We start from the raw sequence: 15,070 nt of genomic DNA on the forward strand, positions 1-15,070 counted from the left end.
CATCGCGATTGATAGATGGTCGTCTTGCTTACTGCGCCTGCTTGAAGATGGCGGCCTGCTTCTCGATCGCCTCATCCACGGTCATCTTCGACGAGAAGAACTGCAGTCCGAGATCGGTCATCTGACCGCGCGTATCCGGGTCGATCAGCTGAGTGACACCCGGCACCACGTTGTCCGGATTCTTGAGGATTTCCAGACCCTTCTTCATGCAGCTGCTGGCCGCGCTCAGATCGATATCGCCACGCACCGGCAGGGAGCCCTTGGCGAGGTTGAACTTGACCTGGGTTTCCTTGGAAACCAGCATGCTGGCAAGCTCGAGCTGCGCCTTGGTAATGTCAGGATTGCTGTTCTTCGGGAAGTAGAAGCTATCACCGCCGGTATCGAGCAGGCCATGGAAGCCTAGACCCGGAAGGCAATCATAGTCCTTGCCGGCAACCTGCTTGGCAACGCCAAACTCGCCCTGCGCCCAGTCGCCCATGATCTGTGCGGCGGCCTTGCCTGTGATGACCATGTTGGTGGCGACATTCCAGTCGCGGCCGGAATAGCTCTCATCAACCAGATCGCGCGCCTGCGCGAAAGCGTCCCAAACCTTGCGGTTTTCGGGGCTCTTCACAGCGTCTGCGTCTTTCTTCTGGTAGATCGCCAGATAGGTCTCCTTGCCGCCGATGCCGATCTGCATGACGCTGCGCATGCCGTCAACCTGCCACGGGGCGCCGGTCGCAAGCGGGGTGATGCCCTTCTCGCGCAGCTTCGGCGCGTCGGCAACGAATTCATCCCAGTTGGCCGGGACCTTCATGCCGTTGTCTTCGAAGACGTGACGATTGACCCACATCCACTGCCAGGAGTGAATGTTGAGCGGCACGCAATAGACCCGGCCCTCATAGGTGCAGGAATTGAGGAGGCTGGCCGGACGAATGATGTCCTTCCAATGTTCCTTCTCGGCAAGGTCGGTCAGATCGGTCATCAGGCCGGCCTTGACCAACTCTTCGGCGTCGCGGCCCGTGTTGAGCTGCGTTGCACCCATGGGATTGCCGCCCAGGATACGGCTGACGATGAGGGGCGTTGCGGTCGAACCGGATCCGGCGATCGCGCCGTCGACCCAGTGATTGTCGCCCAAGGCGTTGTATTGCTCAGCCAGAACCTTCACGGCAGCTGCTTCGCCGCCCGATGTCCACCAATGCGTTACCTCAAGATCGGTCGCATTTGCTGAGAAAGCGGGAAACGCGACAGATGCAAGCAAAGCGGCAGCCATCAAACGAATATTCATGAGTTCTCCTCCCTCACTGAAACGTTGCCGGAAAAACGTATTCGAATCATTTTCAACGCGCAACCGCCTGACCATAAATTTTTCATGACTGCGTGAATATACAATCATTGATTACATTTTACCTGTGGAAGATAACTTCATTCCATCGTGATATTGGTCGCCAAAAAATCTGAAAACTCTCCACAAATAGCTGATATTAAATATTTTATCTCGGGGACGCACTCATGCGGCCCTCTTGCATAATCTTGGTCGACTCAATTTTCGAGACAGGAGTCGCGAATACAACCACGAGAATAGGCATGAAAATGGGCGTAAAAATAGGGCTCGACTTTTCAACTGTATCGTTACAGTTTTTCTCATCGCATTGGCGAAGCCGCATGGCGTCTATGCTTGCGGTGGCCATGTAGGCAATATAAGCGGATTGGCTGCGGGAGGCGGCCGGGAGGCAAGCGTGAGCGAAATGGACAATAAAAAAATGTCAGGGAGCGGCGCGCCAGCCACTCCCGAACGGCCGACATTGAAAACAATCGCCTTCATGACGGGGTTAGGGATCACCACCGTTTCTCGCGCATTGAAGGATGCCCCTGATATCGGAGCCGAGACCAAGGAGCGGGTGCGCATGGTCGCCCGACAATTGGGTTATCAACCGAACCGCGCGGGCGTGCGCCTGAGAACCGGCAAGACCAATGTGATTGCCCTGGTGCTGAGCATCGATGAAGAAATCATGGGCTTCACCAGCCACATCGTCTTCGGCATTTCCGAAGTTCTCGCCGGCACGCAATATCACTTGGTCATCACGCCGCATTCGCACAGCAAGGATCCACTGGTGCCGGTGCGCTACATTCTCGACACCGGCTCGGCCGATGGCGTCATCATATCGCGTACGGAGCCGGATGATCCGCGCGTCGAGCTCATGCATGAGCGCGGCATGCCTTTCTCGACGCATGGGCGGACGGATATGGGCATCATCCACCCCTTCCATGACTTCGACAACGAGGCCTTCGCGCATGAGGCCGTGCGGGCACTGGTCGCAAGAGGTCGGCGCCGCCTGGCCTTGCTGCAGCCCTCCAGCAAGCTGACCTATTATTCGCACACCCGCATCGGCTTCCAGACGGGCTTGCATCAATATGGCGCCGAAGAAATCCCCTTGAGGATTACGACCGACAACGCGCTGGCCGATATCAAGGACACGGTCGAGGCGTTGATGCGCTCACCGCATGCGCCTGACGGGATCGTCTGCTCCAGCAGCGGCGGTGCGATTGCCGTCAATGCCGGCATCGAGGCGGCCGGCTTCCGCCTGGGCCGCGATATCGACATGGTCGCCAAACAATCGACAGACGTGCTGAGCTGGATCAGGCCCGAGATCATTACGGTATCGGAGGATTTCCGCCATGCCGGCCGCGAACTCGCCAAGGCGGTCATCGCCCGTATCGACGGTGTCGAACCGGAACTGCTGCAAAGCATCAGCCCACCCGTCTGGCCGACGAGCTGACAGCGAAAAGCCCGCCGGATTCCTCCGGCGGGCTCTTTCATAATCCCATCCGACTGTTTTCTCAGCCCTGAGCCCCGCTGCCCCATGGGCCATGGTGAATGTCCTTGCCGTCGACGCGGTCGAAGCCGTGTGCGCCGAAAAAGTCACGCTGGGCCTGGATCAGGTTGGCGGTGCCGCGCGCCTGGCGATAGGCATCGAAATAGGTCAGCGCCGAAGCAAGGGCTGGAACCGGCAGGCCGGATGCGGTCGCAGCCGAAACGATGCGACGCAGCGACGGGATCGATTCCTTGACCATCTCGGCAAAGGCCGGGGTGACGATCAGGTTCGCCGCATCCGGGGTCTTGGTGAAAGCGCTGGTGATCTCGTCGAGGAACTGCGAACGGATGATGCAGCCGGCACGCCAGATCTTAGCGATGACAGGCATCGGCAGCGACCAGTTGAACTCCTTCGAGGCCTCGGCCATGACGGCAAAGCCCTGGGCATAGGCGCCGATCTTGGCAGCGAAGAGTGCCAGCTCCAGGTCCTTCAGTAAGTCGGGACCGAAGGCGATCGGGAACTTGTAGTCGGGCGTGCCAAAAATCTTCTCGGCTGCTTCGCGCTGGCTCTTGATCGCCGAGAGGCTGCGGGCGGCAACGGCAGCCTCGATCGCCGTCGCGGGAATGCCCATGTTCTGGGCTTCGATAGCAGACCACTTGCCGGTACCCTTTTGGCCGGCCTTGTCGAGGATGATATCGGGCATGGCGCTGCCGGTTGCCGGGTCCTTCGCAGCCAGAACCTTCTCGGTGATCTCGATGAGGTAGGAGTTGAGGCGACCCTTGTTCCAGTCGCCGAAGATCGAGCTGATCTCGGCCGCGCTCTTGCCGAGACCGTCACGCAGGATGCCGTAGATTTCGGCGATCATCTGCATATCGGCATATTCGATGCCGTTGTGGATGGTCTTGACGAAGTGACCGGCGCCATCATTGCCGAGCCAGGCAACGCATGGATCGTTGTTGTATTTCGCAGCGATCGAGGTCAGCACCTTCTCGACGCGCTTGTAGGACTCTTCCGTGCCGCCGACCATGATCGACGGACCATGACGCGCCCCTTCCTCGCCACCGGATACGCCCATGCCGATGAAGGTCAGGCCGGTATCTTTCAGACGATCGAAGCGAGCGATCGTATCGCGGAAATTGGCATTGCCGGCATCGATCATGATGTCGCCCTTGTCGAGATAGGGCTGCAGCGCCGCCATCTGCTGGTCGACCGGCTCACCAGCCTTGATCATGATGATGATCGGCCGTGGCGGGCGGATCGCCTCGACGAATTCCTCGATCGTCTTGCAGGGAATGATCTTGTCCTTGAGTGCGCCCGCATTCGCATAGAATTCATCCGTTACCTGAGGTGTACGGTTGAACACCGCGATCTTGTTGCCTTTCTCGGCGATGTTGAGCGCCAGATTCGATCCCATCACAGCAAGACCGATCAGCCCGATTTCTGCCTTTTCCACGACAATCCTCCAATGAGCCGTTGACTGCGCCCGGCCCCACCCTGAAGACCCGGAAGACACAGCAACATCCGATATGACGCAATGCCACCGACGCTCGACGCGACCGGCGACAGCCCTGCGTTGGGGCTGTTGTTGCACTCCGGACGGAAAACGGCAAGTCTTCGAAAGCCGTGAATCGTTCTCTTTGCAGGACTGTGCAACAATGTTGCGGAATTCGCGATTCATCCGTTTCCGAACTAACGTTTTTTCTGCCGATCGCAGTCCTATGAGGGTGATATAGAGGAGGAAACCATCATGTCGACCATGAGCGCGCAGATCGTACATGTCTCCATCGCTCGCGACTGGAGGGAGGTCTACGACTACGCCAGCCGCCCGGAAAACATGCCTTTCTGGGCCTCTGGCCTGGCATCGGGACTGACGCAGGATGGGGACGACTGGATCGCCGAAGGCACGCTCGGGACTGCACGCGTGCGCTTCGCGCCTCACAATGACTTCGGCGTCATCGATCATTGGGTAACACTGGAATCGGATTTGCAGGTCTACAATGCCTTGCGCGTCGTACCGAACGGCGACGGTTGCGAGGTCATGTTCAATGTGCTCCAGCTACCAGGCATGGATGAAGCAAAATTCGCAGCCGATGCCGCGCATGTCATGCGCGATCTGAAGACACTCAAAGAGTTGATGGAGCGCTGATCGCCCTTACAGCGAGCGCAATGTCCAGTCGACGAGTTCGCCGGTCACGCCAGCAAATGCAGCGTCGAGCGCGCGGACGAAATCGGGATTGCTGCCACCACTGACCGGCACGACCTTCCGGAACACGTTCTGGGCCTTCACCGTGCCGGTGCGATCGTTCAGGATCTTTTCGGAGATCTCGACGATTGCCGTCTTCTGGCCGCCAGACGCATTGATTTCGAAGGAGCGGATATCGGTGACGATCTGATAGTCGATCGCAAGCCCCTGCCCTGGCACGCCGACGCCGCCGAGCTTGCCGGTGTTTTCGAAGGCCTCGACCAGTTTCGATTGCACCATCTTGCTCAGCTTGTCGCTCCATTGCGATTTGCCGAGGTATTGAATTTCCGAGGGCGAGACACGAATGACGATCTGATTGCTGTCCAACGCCTGCAGCGCGGTTGGCGGCGGGATGAGGATCTGGCGGCTTTTGACCGAAGGTCCATTCGCCTTCGCCGACGCGGAAAGATCGTAGGTATCGTTGTTGGAGGAAGTTCCACAGCCCCCCAGCAAAGCTGCAAGCAACGGCAACGCGATCACAGCTTTCCACACCTGATGACGCTCACTCGACACGCAACCGACCATATTTCGCTTATCCCCTGGAGACCAGATGTCGCTCTTCATCAATGCCGCGCGCGGCCGTCATAAGTCTTGACCGTATCCCCGCCGAAAATCAGTCGTTGCGGATTGCGATCGAAATTAGTGATTGTACTATTCAGGTTGTCAACCGTGCCCCGCATGTCGTTGATGAGGGTCTGGGCATCGCGCAAGCCGCTGCTCGAAAATTTCTGCAGATTGTCGGCGATCGGCCCAATGCGGGAATTGAGATTGTCCGCCATCTTCTTGAAGGATTCGAGCGTGTCCTTGGCTTCTGCGAACAGTGATTTCGTACTGTCGTCGCCGAGCAGGGAATTGACCTTGGTCAGGATGCCGTCGACCTTGCCGGAAGCCGCGTTGAGTTTGGTGGAGATGTCGCGGGCATTGGCGATCGTCTGGTCGATATCCTGCTGATGCGCGGCAACGGAATTGGCGACGTCGCGGATCGATGCGACCGCCGTGCGCGCCTGTTTCGTCACGTCGGCAATATCATCAACCGATCCCTTGATCTTGGCCGGATCGATCTGTGCGACGATCGCATCGACCCGGTCCAGCGTCTTTTGTGCATTCTGACCGAACGTCGTATAGGTGTCGGCCGTCTGCTTGAAGCTCGCAATCGTCGCCTTCAGGTCGGTCGTCGCGTCGGCAACATTGGCCGTGATCTTGTCGGCATTGGCGATGACGTCGTTGACCTTCTGGGCATCGACCGCACGCACCAGCTTCTCGATCGCATCCAATGTCGAATCCACGCGGACCGAAACCGTCTTGAAGGTATCGGAAAGCTGCCCGACGCTTGCCAGGAACTTGTCAATATTGTCGGAATTGTCGGCGATGGCCTTCGAGAATTTCTGCGCATTGCGCACGGTATCCGTTAGCGGCCCGCGCGAATCCGAGACGAAGCCCTGAATGTCGCCAATCGTATCATTGGCGCGGTTCAGGATCTTATCGGCCGTCGTCAAGAGATTGGTGACGCTCGATTGATCCGCAAGCAACACCGCCCGCTTACCCGTATCGATCGAACGCTTCAAAATATTCTCGTCGCCATTGCGTCCGCCCGAAAGCTCGATATAGGCGGCGCCCGTCAGACCCTGGATCTCAAGAATGGCCTTGGTCGAGGTATAGACGGGCGCATCTGCACGCACCTGCGTGAAGGCAAGCGAATAGTTCGGATCGTCGGCATCGATCGACAGACCCTGCACCGAACCAACCTGAATACCGTTGAAGCGAACTGGCGAGCCGACGCTCAAGCCGTTTGCCGAGCCGGGAATGCGCACGACGAGCTCGACCATCGGGCCGCCGCGGCCATACTCGGCCATCCAGTAGACGAAACCGAAGGCAGCCGCGATGACGAGCAGCGTGAAGAACCCAACGATCGTATAATTGGCTTTGGTTTCCATAGTCTCCAGTCACTTCTCGCGGCTGTGGGCGCTTGCGCCTTTGTCGTCGTTGTGCCCCTTGATGTCCTCGCGCGGCACGATCGAACGTGCGCGTTTACCCCTGAAGTAGGATTGCACCCAGGGATCATCACAGGCGAGCATGTCCTCAACCGTACCTTCCACCAATACCCGCTTCTGTCCGAGGACAGCAATACGGTCACAGACGGAAAATAGGCTGTCGAGGTCGTGAGTCACCATATAAACGGTCAGGCCGAGCGTGTCGCGCAGCTTGGCGATCAGTTCATCGAATTCCGACGCACCGATCGGATCGAGACCCGATGTCGGCTCATCGAGGAAAACGAGATCAGGGTCGAGCGCCAGCGCTCTGGCAAGCGCCGCGCGCTTGATCATGCCGCCGGAAAGTTCGGAAGGATATTTGTCGGCGGCATCAGCGGCCAGACCCACCATGCGGATCTTCATCAGCGCCAACTCGTCCATCATCTCCTTGGGCAGGTCCAGATATTCCCGCATCGGCACCTGGATGTTTTCCTTGACCGTCAGTGAGGAAAACAGTGCGCCTTGCTGGAAGAGAACGCCGAGCCGCATGTCGAGGCGGTTGCGGTCCTGCTCGTCGAGCTTGTCGTAATCTTCGCCGAGAATCTCAATCTTGCCCGAGCGGCGCGGCAATAGCCGCAGCACCGTTCGCAGCAGCACGGACTTACCCGCCCCGGAAGCGCCGACGAAACCGAGAATCTCGCCGCGATAGATGTTGAGGTTCAGTTTGTCGAGGACGATTTTCGATCCGAAGCCAACGGTGACATCCCGTGCCGACAGCACGATGTCCCTGCCCTGCTCATCCTTTTCCAACGGGATTTCCGAGTGAAGCGCGCTCATCGTTATCTTCCCTCAGAAATCGATTGCTGCGTAGAACATGGCGAAGAGCCCGTCCATGAGGATAACGACGAAGATCGACTTCACCACCGATGACGTCACGTGCTGACCAAGAGACTCGGCACTGCCTCCCACCTTCAATCCCTCGACCGCCGCGACGATGCCGATAACGAGCGCCATGAACGGCGCCTTGATCATGCCCGAAATGACCGTCGAAAGGCTGACGGCCTCATGCAGTCGCGAGATGAAGGTTGCAAACGTGATGCCGGAATATGCCCAGGACACCAGGGCGGCACCAAAAAGCGCAGCGAAGTTGGCAATGACGGTCAGCAGCGGCAGAGCAACCGTCAGCGCCACCAGCCGTGGGAAAATCAAAACACCAATGGGATTGAGACCCATGACCTTCAGCGCATCCACTTCCTCGCGCATTTTCATGGAGCCGATTTCGGCCGTAATTGCGCTGCCGGAACGGCCGGCGATCATGATCGCGGTCAGAAGCACGCCGATTTCGCGCAATTGCAGGATTCCGACGAGATCGACCACAAAGATTTCCGCGCCGAAATAGCGCAGCTGGAAAGCGCCCTGCTGAGCGATGATCGCACCGATCAGCGACGACATCAGCAGGATGATTGGAACGGCGCGCACTGCCATGTGGTCGATCTGATTGATGATCGAGGCCGGCGAAACGCCACTGCCGCGGCCGAATTTGAGCTGCGCGCCGCGGACGGCGGAACCCAGAATGTACATGGCGGCAACGAGATTGCCCCAGATCTCGTAGACGGTTTTGCCGATGGGCGCCAATATGCGCTCCGCCAATGATGTCCTCGGCTTTGCAGCCGCCGCCTCATCGTCCGGATGCGCATCGAACGCGGTCAGCAATTCATCGATATGCGGATTGGAACCCTCGATCGTGACATGGGCCTTGTGCGCTTCCTGACTTTCCTTCAGCCGGCGGATCAGCAGCGCACCCGCCGTATCGACATCGGAAAGACCGGAAAGATCGATCACGACGTCGCCGCCGGAACTGCGCTTGGACAGCTGCTCGATCTGCCGCAGCACGCCATGCACACTGGCGCTGCGCCAATTGCCTTGCAGCCGATAGCGATGGCCTGCGCCCTCGGGCGCATCATCGATCTTCGGTGCATCGGACCTTTGCTCGGCTGCTTTCAAACTCATGCGTCTTTCAAATCTGGCACAACATACGCCGACTCGGTGAGTCCGCATGGTCAGTGCTTAATACACCGACTATGCATGGAATTTCCATCTCGCGCCGGCGCCAACATATGTCACGGCTTTTTGATATCCAAATGAATTTGTTGCACCGCGTCAGGATACGCCGTGAGCGCCTCCGCCGATTGCCGGCTTTCTCGCCTGCAGCCCATAGGCAAAAACGACCATGGCGAGCCCAAAGGCGGCGATGCCGGCCATGACATAGTAACTCGTCAGGTCGAGCCAGGCGTAGAGATAGCCGGATGCAAGCGTCATCAATCCCAGGAACATGCCATTGTAGAAATAATAGGCGCCTTGAGCCGATGATTCCTGCGTCTCATGGACGGACGCCACGATACGACGCTGAACGCCGGTATGGACGCAGGCATAGGTGCATGAATGAAAACATTGCAGCACAAAATAGCCGATGAAGCCGAAATTGCTCGGAAACAGGACCCAGCGCAGAATGCACATGGTCGAACCGAAGAAGATGAGCGTCCAGGCGCTGAACCTCCTGCTCAGTTTTCTCGACAGGAAAAACACCATCACCTCGGCCGTGACGCCAATGCTCCACAGCACGGCTATCTCGGCGCCGGAAAAGCCGAGCTTATGCCAGTAGATCGACGCAAATGTATAGAGCATCGCATGGCTCGATTGCTGTATCGATACGCCGATCATGGTTATAAGCAATTGCGGCGAGCGCAGATTTCCGGTCGGCGATTGCAGATTGATCGGTTGGTTGCGCCGGCGCGTCGGCCCGATACGTGGCGCGAAAAAGCCCATCATCGTCGTCAGAATGAACCCCGCCACCATCACGGGCAATACTGTCGTGCCGCCCCACATGCCGATCAGCTGGCCGCCGAGAAGGGTCGACAGGATAAAGGTGATCGATCCCCAGACCCGCATGGAACCGTAGTCGAAACCCCAGCGGCGCACACCCGACATGGCAATCGATTCGACCACCGGTACGTAAGGCGCGTAAGTAGCGCCCTGAATGCCGTAGACCAGAAGCACCGGCCAGAAATCGCTGGTCCAGTAAAGCGCGATTGCCGTCAGCAGCGACAAGGCACCCGACCATAACAATACATCGGCCCGCTCTCTCATGTGATCGGCCAGTACCGCGATGATGGGTGTCACGAGGACGCGCACGACCATGGGAATGGCGATCACCAGGCCAATCTCGTGATCGTTGAAATTCAGCCCCGCCAACCAGACGGGAAAGAAGGGTACGGCAATGCCGTTGACGAACAACGGAGCGCAATAGGACAAGGCGGCGCGCAAGCGGAAATAAGGAGGCGCACCCTCGCCCTGGAAGGACTTGATCGCGGGAATCATGACAGACCTGAAGGGGAACGTACTTGTCCCTATCATGCTATCGAGAATACGACTATGGCGAGAAATGGCCAAAACCGTAACGTTTCGGAAAAATCCGAAGCCAGGGCTGTCTTGCAGCGATCAATAATTATGACAAGCCATTATCAAGCCTGTGAAGAGCCAGAAATCAGGCCGCCTGTGCGCCGAGGGCCTGCGGTATTTCTCCGACCTGCGAGCCGACTGGCTGCGTTTCGAGAATATTCTGCCACGTGATCAGCTCGAACGTGCCGTCTTCGTGTTCGGCAATCGCCGTGCAGCTTTCCACCCAGTCGCCCGTGTTGATGTAACGGATCCCATCGAGATCCTCGATCACGGCATGGTGGATATGACCGCAGATGACGCCATCTGCATCATTGCGCTTGGCCTCTTCGGCCACGACACGCTGAAACTCGCCGATGAAATTGACGGCGTGCTTCACCTGCAGCTTTGCCCAGGCCGAAAAGGACCAATAGGGCATGTTCAGGCGTCGGCGCACCGCCGCAAGTCCGATATTGATCAAGATGGCCATGTCGTAAGCCCAGTCTCCGAGATAGGCGAGCAGGCGGGCATTGCGGACAACGACATCGAATTCGTCGCCGTGCAGGATGAGATATTTCTTCCCGTCGGCCGTTTCATGCATGGCGCGCTGCGCCACCTCGATACCGCCGAAGTGCATTCCGGGGAAGTCACGCAGGAATTCGTCGTGATTGCCGGGGATATAAACGATGCGCGTGCCCTTGCGCGCCTTGCGCAGGAGCTTCTGTACGACGTCGTTGCAATCCTGGGGCCAGTACCAGTTTCGCTTCAGCCGCCAGCCATCAACGATGTCGCCAACCAGGAAGATGGTATCGGCCTCGTGATAACGGAGAAAATCGAGCAGGTAATCCGCCTTGGCGGCCTTCGAGCCGAGATGCACGTCAGAAATGAATAGCGTTCGGAAATGCCGGGGGTCCATGTTTTCATTCACGAACTTTATGTCCGTGCCCTATCCTACATTGGCTATTCCAAAACCAGACTCGTGTTTCAGGAAGATGACAAACCCTGTGCTTGGCGGCCCAGCGGCGACGTTCAACCAAGTTTCGCGGCAACTGCGAGGTCAGGACGATTGCTTGTAAAGCTGGCGATACCAAGGCGAAACATGGCCCGCGCCGCCTCGCTTGGATGAGCCGCCCATCTGTGCACTTTCACGCCATTCTTTCCAAGATGACGCGTTCGCAGCCTTCGACTTGCGGAAAGGACATCGCGCGATCTGCGATCATTGCGGAAAAGGCAATTCAGTTTTGCCACGACAAAAACGCCTTGTGACCTCAATTCCATACTGTGAAGGCGAAGCGATTGATGTATGCAGAAGACTCAAAGCGCAGGCAGGAATGGAGACGCAAGTTGGATACGAACGACACTTCGAAAGCAGCCAAGAACATGGCGAGCGGAAATTTCGACGAGCAGGCGCTTTATTTCCATCGTTATCCCCGTCCCGGCAAGCTCGAAATTCAAGCGACCAAGCCGCTGGGCAATCAGCGCGATCTGGCACTTGCCTATTCCCCCGGCGTCGCTGCCCCCTGCATCGCCATCCGCGACAACCCCGAAACGGCAGCTGACTATACATCCCGCGCCAATCTCGTAGCGGTGATTTCCAACGGTTCCGCCGTGCTCGGGCTCGGCAATATCGGTCCGCTCGCTTCGAAGCCTGTTATGGAAGGCAAGGCCGTTCTCTTCAAGAAATTCGCCGGCATCGACGTCTTCGACATCGAAATCGCAGCACCGACGGTCGATGAGATGGTCAATACCGTCTCGGCGCTCGAGCCGACCTTCGGCGGTATCAATCTCGAAGACATCAAGGCGCCGGAATGCTTTGACGTCGAGCGCCGCCTGCGCGAGAAAATGGAAATTCCGGTCTTTCACGACGATCAGCACGGCACCGCCATCATCGTCGCCGCCGCCATCCTCAATGGGCTGGAACTGGCCGGCAAAAAGATCGAAGACGTCAAGATCGTCGCTTCCGGCGCGGGGGCGGCGGCGCTCGCCTGCCTTAACCTGCTCGTCATCCTCGGCGCCAGGCGCGAGAACATCTGGGTCCACGATATCGAGGGTCTGGTCTACAAGGATCGCAACGTCCTGATGGACGCGTGGAAATCCGTCTACGCTCAAGATAGCGACAAGCGCGTGCTCGCCGAATCCATTCCGGGCGCCGACGTCTTCCTCGGCCTGTCGGCTGCCGGCGTGCTGAAACCCGAATTGCTGGCGCAGATGGCCGAAAAGCCGCTGATCATGGCGCTCGCCAACCCGACGCCGGAAATCATGCCGGATCTCGCCCGTGCCGCCCGTCCCGATGCAATGATCTGCACTGGCCGCTCGGACTTCCCGAACCAGGTCAACAACGTCCTCTGCTTCCCCTATATTTTCCGCGGAGCGCTCGATTGCGGCGCCAAGACGATCAACGAAGAGATGAAGATGGCCGCCGTGCGCGCCATTGCCGCGCTTGCCCGCGAGGAACCTTCCGATGTCGCCGCCCGCGCCTATACAGGCGAAACGCCGGTCTTCGGGCCCAATTACCTGATCCCCTCGCCCTTCGACCCGCGCCTGATCCTGCGCATTGCGCCGGCTGTGGCGAAGGCAGCCGCGGAAAGCGGCGTCGCCCTGCGCCCGATCAAGGATTTTGACGCCTATATGGACGAGCTCAACCGCTTCGTCTTCCGTTCGGGCTTCGTGATGAAGCCGATCTTTGCGGCTGCGAAGATTGCCGAGCGCAAACGCGTCGTCTTCTCCGAAGGCGAAGATGAGCGCGTGCTGCGCGCCGCCCAGGTCCTGCTCGAGGAAGGCACCGCCGTCCCGATCCTAATCGGTCGTCCTTCCGTCATCGAGACGCGCCTCAAGCGCTACGGCCTGAAGATTCGCCCTCATACGGATTTCGCTGTCATCAATCCCGAAGACGATCCGCGCTTCCGCGAGTATGTCGAACTTTATTTCTCGCTGGTCGGCCGCGCGGGCGTTATCCCAGAAGCAGCCCGCACGATCGTCCGTACCAACACAACCGTTATCGGCGCGCTTGCCCTCAAGCGCGGCGAAGCTGATGCGCTCATCTGCGGTCTCGAAGGCCGTTATGAGCGTCATTTGCGCATCGTCCGCCAGGTCATCGGCAAGCGGCCTGATGTTCGGGATTTCTCGGCATTGAGCCTGCTCATTTCGCAGCGCGGCGCCACCTTCTATACCGATACCTATGTGACGTTTAATCCGTCCGCCGAGGAAATCGCGGAATCCACCTGGCTGGCAGCCGAGGAGATCAAGCGCTTCGGTATCGAGCCCCGCGCCGCTCTCGTCTCCCATTCCAACTTCGGCTCACGGGAGTCGGAAAGCGCTACCAAGATGCGCGAAGCGCTGGCTCTCATTCGCGAGGCAGCGCCGGATCTGGAGGTCGACGGCGAAATGCATGGCGACAGTGCCATTTCCGAGAGCCTGCGCCGGCACGTAATGCCGGACAGCGCGCTCTCCGGCGAAGCCAATCTACTGGTCTTCCCCAATCTCGATGCGGCCAATATCACGCTCGGCGTGGTCAAGACCATGACCGATGGTCTGCATGTCGGCCCGATTCTGCTCGGGACGGCGCTCCCGGCCCACATTCTCTCGCCGTCTGTCACTTCGCGCGGCGTGGTCAACATGGCGGCGCTCGCCGTCGTCGAAGCCTCGCAGATCGCCTGATATCACGTCTAGCAGCCACAGCCAGAATGACACCGCGTTTCATGCATTCGCGGTGTCGCCTATCCCCTGGCTATCGGCGGCTGCGACCTGCAATTTCACGAAAATCCTCTCGAAATCCGTGCTTTTTCATGGATACGTTGTTAAGCTGCTGCGTGTAATCTTCAGCGACTTAAAACCGCTTTCGAGAGCAGAACCGTGAACCGCGGCATAAAACAAGCTTCCATTGCCTTCTTTTCCCTGCTGACGGCCACATCGGCGGCCCTCGCACAGGTCGATCTCTGCGACGAACTGCGCGGCCGCTATGTCGACATCAGCGAAGTGATCGGCGCCAGCCAGGAAACACGCCAGCTCTCGCGCGCCATCGTGCAGCAGAACCTGATGATCCGCCGGACGATGAGCGATCTGCGCAACCAGGGCTGCGTCGAAGGCGACGATGGCGTTTTTGACGGCCAGGACAGTCAGGGCGTCTGCGATGACATCAGGCAATCGATCGATCAGATGCGGCACGATCTCTCCCTGCTGATGGATCAGCGCGAGCAGAGCGTTGGCCGCGTCGATGCCGTTGCCATGCAGCGCCGGCAGTTGCTGGACACGATGCAGCGCAACGGCTGCAGCCTGCCGGCTTCGGCAACGCCGGATATTGTCATCGATACCCACACGAAAATGGATGCCTATGCGCCGCAGGAGCAGTCCCTGGCCAAGCCCGAAAGCTCCATTACCGTCATCGAGACGCCAAGGCTCCAGAAGAATTCCAGCCTCGAACAAAAGCAGGCACCACCGACGGCGGCGCCCAAGGTAACACAGGCGCAGCCGCAGCAATTTCCGCCGGATCGCCCCTACGATCCTTCGGCCCATAAGGTTCGCCAGGTCGGCCCGCAATTTCTCGCGACCGACCAGGGCAGCATCGACCTTAAACATCCGAAAGAGGCCGGGCCGCAGCCGGCACAATAATGCGTGGGCGGATGTTGCCC

The 15,070-nt window shown here is 58.6% G+C and carries 12 protein-coding genes; 4 read left to right on the forward strand and 8 right to left on the reverse strand.

Annotated features, from left to right (window positions below):
• Positions 1–28 precede the first annotated feature (28 nt).
• Complete coding sequence (locus JJQ51_RS23385) at positions 29–1,267, reverse strand: ABC transporter substrate-binding protein (RefSeq protein ID WP_152096060.1); 1,239 nt, start codon at positions 1,265–1,267, stop codon at positions 29–31.
• A gap of 460 nt (positions 1,268–1,727) precedes the next feature.
• Between JJQ51_RS23385 and JJQ51_RS23390 the strand changes: the two genes are divergently transcribed.
• Positions 1,728–2,759: a LacI family transcriptional regulator gene (locus JJQ51_RS23390; protein WP_113333115.1), complete on the forward strand. Its 1,032-nt coding sequence runs from the start codon at positions 1,728–1,730 to the stop codon at positions 2,757–2,759.
• A gap of 61 nt (positions 2,760–2,820) precedes the next feature.
• Here the strand turns inward: JJQ51_RS23390 and gndA are convergent, their stop codons facing one another.
• Entirely contained in the window at positions 2,821–4,248 is a 1,428-nt protein-coding gene (gndA, locus tag JJQ51_RS23395; RefSeq protein ID WP_069613054.1) for an NADP-dependent phosphogluconate dehydrogenase, read from the reverse strand.
• A 294-nt stretch (positions 4,249–4,542) separates the two neighbouring features.
• On the opposite strand from gndA, the gene JJQ51_RS23400 reads away from it, so the two are divergent.
• Positions 4,543–4,941: an SRPBCC family protein gene (locus JJQ51_RS23400; RefSeq protein WP_113355283.1), complete on the forward strand. Its 399-nt coding sequence runs from the start codon at positions 4,543–4,545 to the stop codon at positions 4,939–4,941.
• 6 nt (positions 4,942–4,947) lie between these two features.
• Here JJQ51_RS23400 and JJQ51_RS23405 read toward each other — a convergent pair whose 3' ends face one another.
• The 6 genes from JJQ51_RS23405 to JJQ51_RS23430 all read right to left on the reverse strand — a co-directional run bounded on the left by JJQ51_RS23405 (position 4,948) and on the right by JJQ51_RS23430 (position 11,358).
• Positions 4,948–5,562: an ABC-type transport auxiliary lipoprotein family protein gene (locus JJQ51_RS23405; protein ID WP_112721200.1), complete on the reverse strand. Its 615-nt coding sequence runs from the start codon at positions 5,560–5,562 to the stop codon at positions 4,948–4,950.
• A gap of 38 nt (positions 5,563–5,600) precedes the next feature.
• Positions 5,601–6,971, reverse strand: a complete 1,371-nt coding sequence (locus tag JJQ51_RS23410) for an MlaD family protein (protein WP_095435055.1) — start codon at positions 6,969–6,971, stop codon at positions 5,601–5,603.
• A 9-nt stretch (positions 6,972–6,980) separates the two neighbouring features.
• Entirely contained in the window at positions 6,981–7,844 is an 864-nt protein-coding gene (locus JJQ51_RS23415) for an ABC transporter ATP-binding protein (RefSeq protein ID WP_113333113.1), read from the reverse strand.
• 12 nt (positions 7,845–7,856) lie between these two features.
• On the reverse strand, positions 7,857–9,017 hold the full coding sequence (locus JJQ51_RS23420) for an ABC transporter permease (protein ID WP_113355279.1): 1,161 nt from the start codon (positions 9,015–9,017) through the stop codon (positions 7,857–7,859).
• Positions 9,018–9,167: 150 nt separating this feature from the next.
• The gene (locus JJQ51_RS23425; RefSeq protein WP_113355277.1) at positions 9,168–10,385 is read right to left on the reverse strand and encodes an MFS transporter; all 1,218 of its coding nucleotides are present in this window, start codon (positions 10,383–10,385) and stop codon (positions 9,168–9,170) included.
• A gap of 166 nt (positions 10,386–10,551) precedes the next feature.
• Entirely contained in the window at positions 10,552–11,358 is an 807-nt protein-coding gene (locus JJQ51_RS23430; protein WP_069613061.1) for a UDP-2,3-diacylglucosamine diphosphatase, read from the reverse strand.
• Positions 11,359–11,822: 464 nt separating this feature from the next.
• Here JJQ51_RS23430 and JJQ51_RS23435 point away from each other — a divergent pair, with 464 nt between their 5' ends.
• Together JJQ51_RS23435 and JJQ51_RS23440 are read left to right on the forward strand one after the other, a co-directional pair.
• Positions 11,823–14,099 carry an NADP-dependent malic enzyme gene (locus JJQ51_RS23435; protein WP_113355273.1) on the forward strand — a complete coding sequence of 759 codons (2,277 nt, stop codon included), beginning with the start codon at positions 11,823–11,825 and terminating at the stop codon, positions 14,097–14,099.
• A gap of 195 nt (positions 14,100–14,294) precedes the next feature.
• Positions 14,295–15,050, forward strand: a complete 756-nt coding sequence (locus JJQ51_RS23440) for a hypothetical protein (RefSeq protein ID WP_113355271.1) — start codon at positions 14,295–14,297, stop codon at positions 15,048–15,050.
• Positions 15,051–15,070: the final 20 nt, after the last annotated feature.

This window comes from Rhizobium sp. AG207R (assembly GCF_027109195.1).
Classification (GTDB): domain Bacteria; phylum Pseudomonadota; class Alphaproteobacteria; order Rhizobiales; family Rhizobiaceae; genus Rhizobium; species Rhizobium dioscoreae.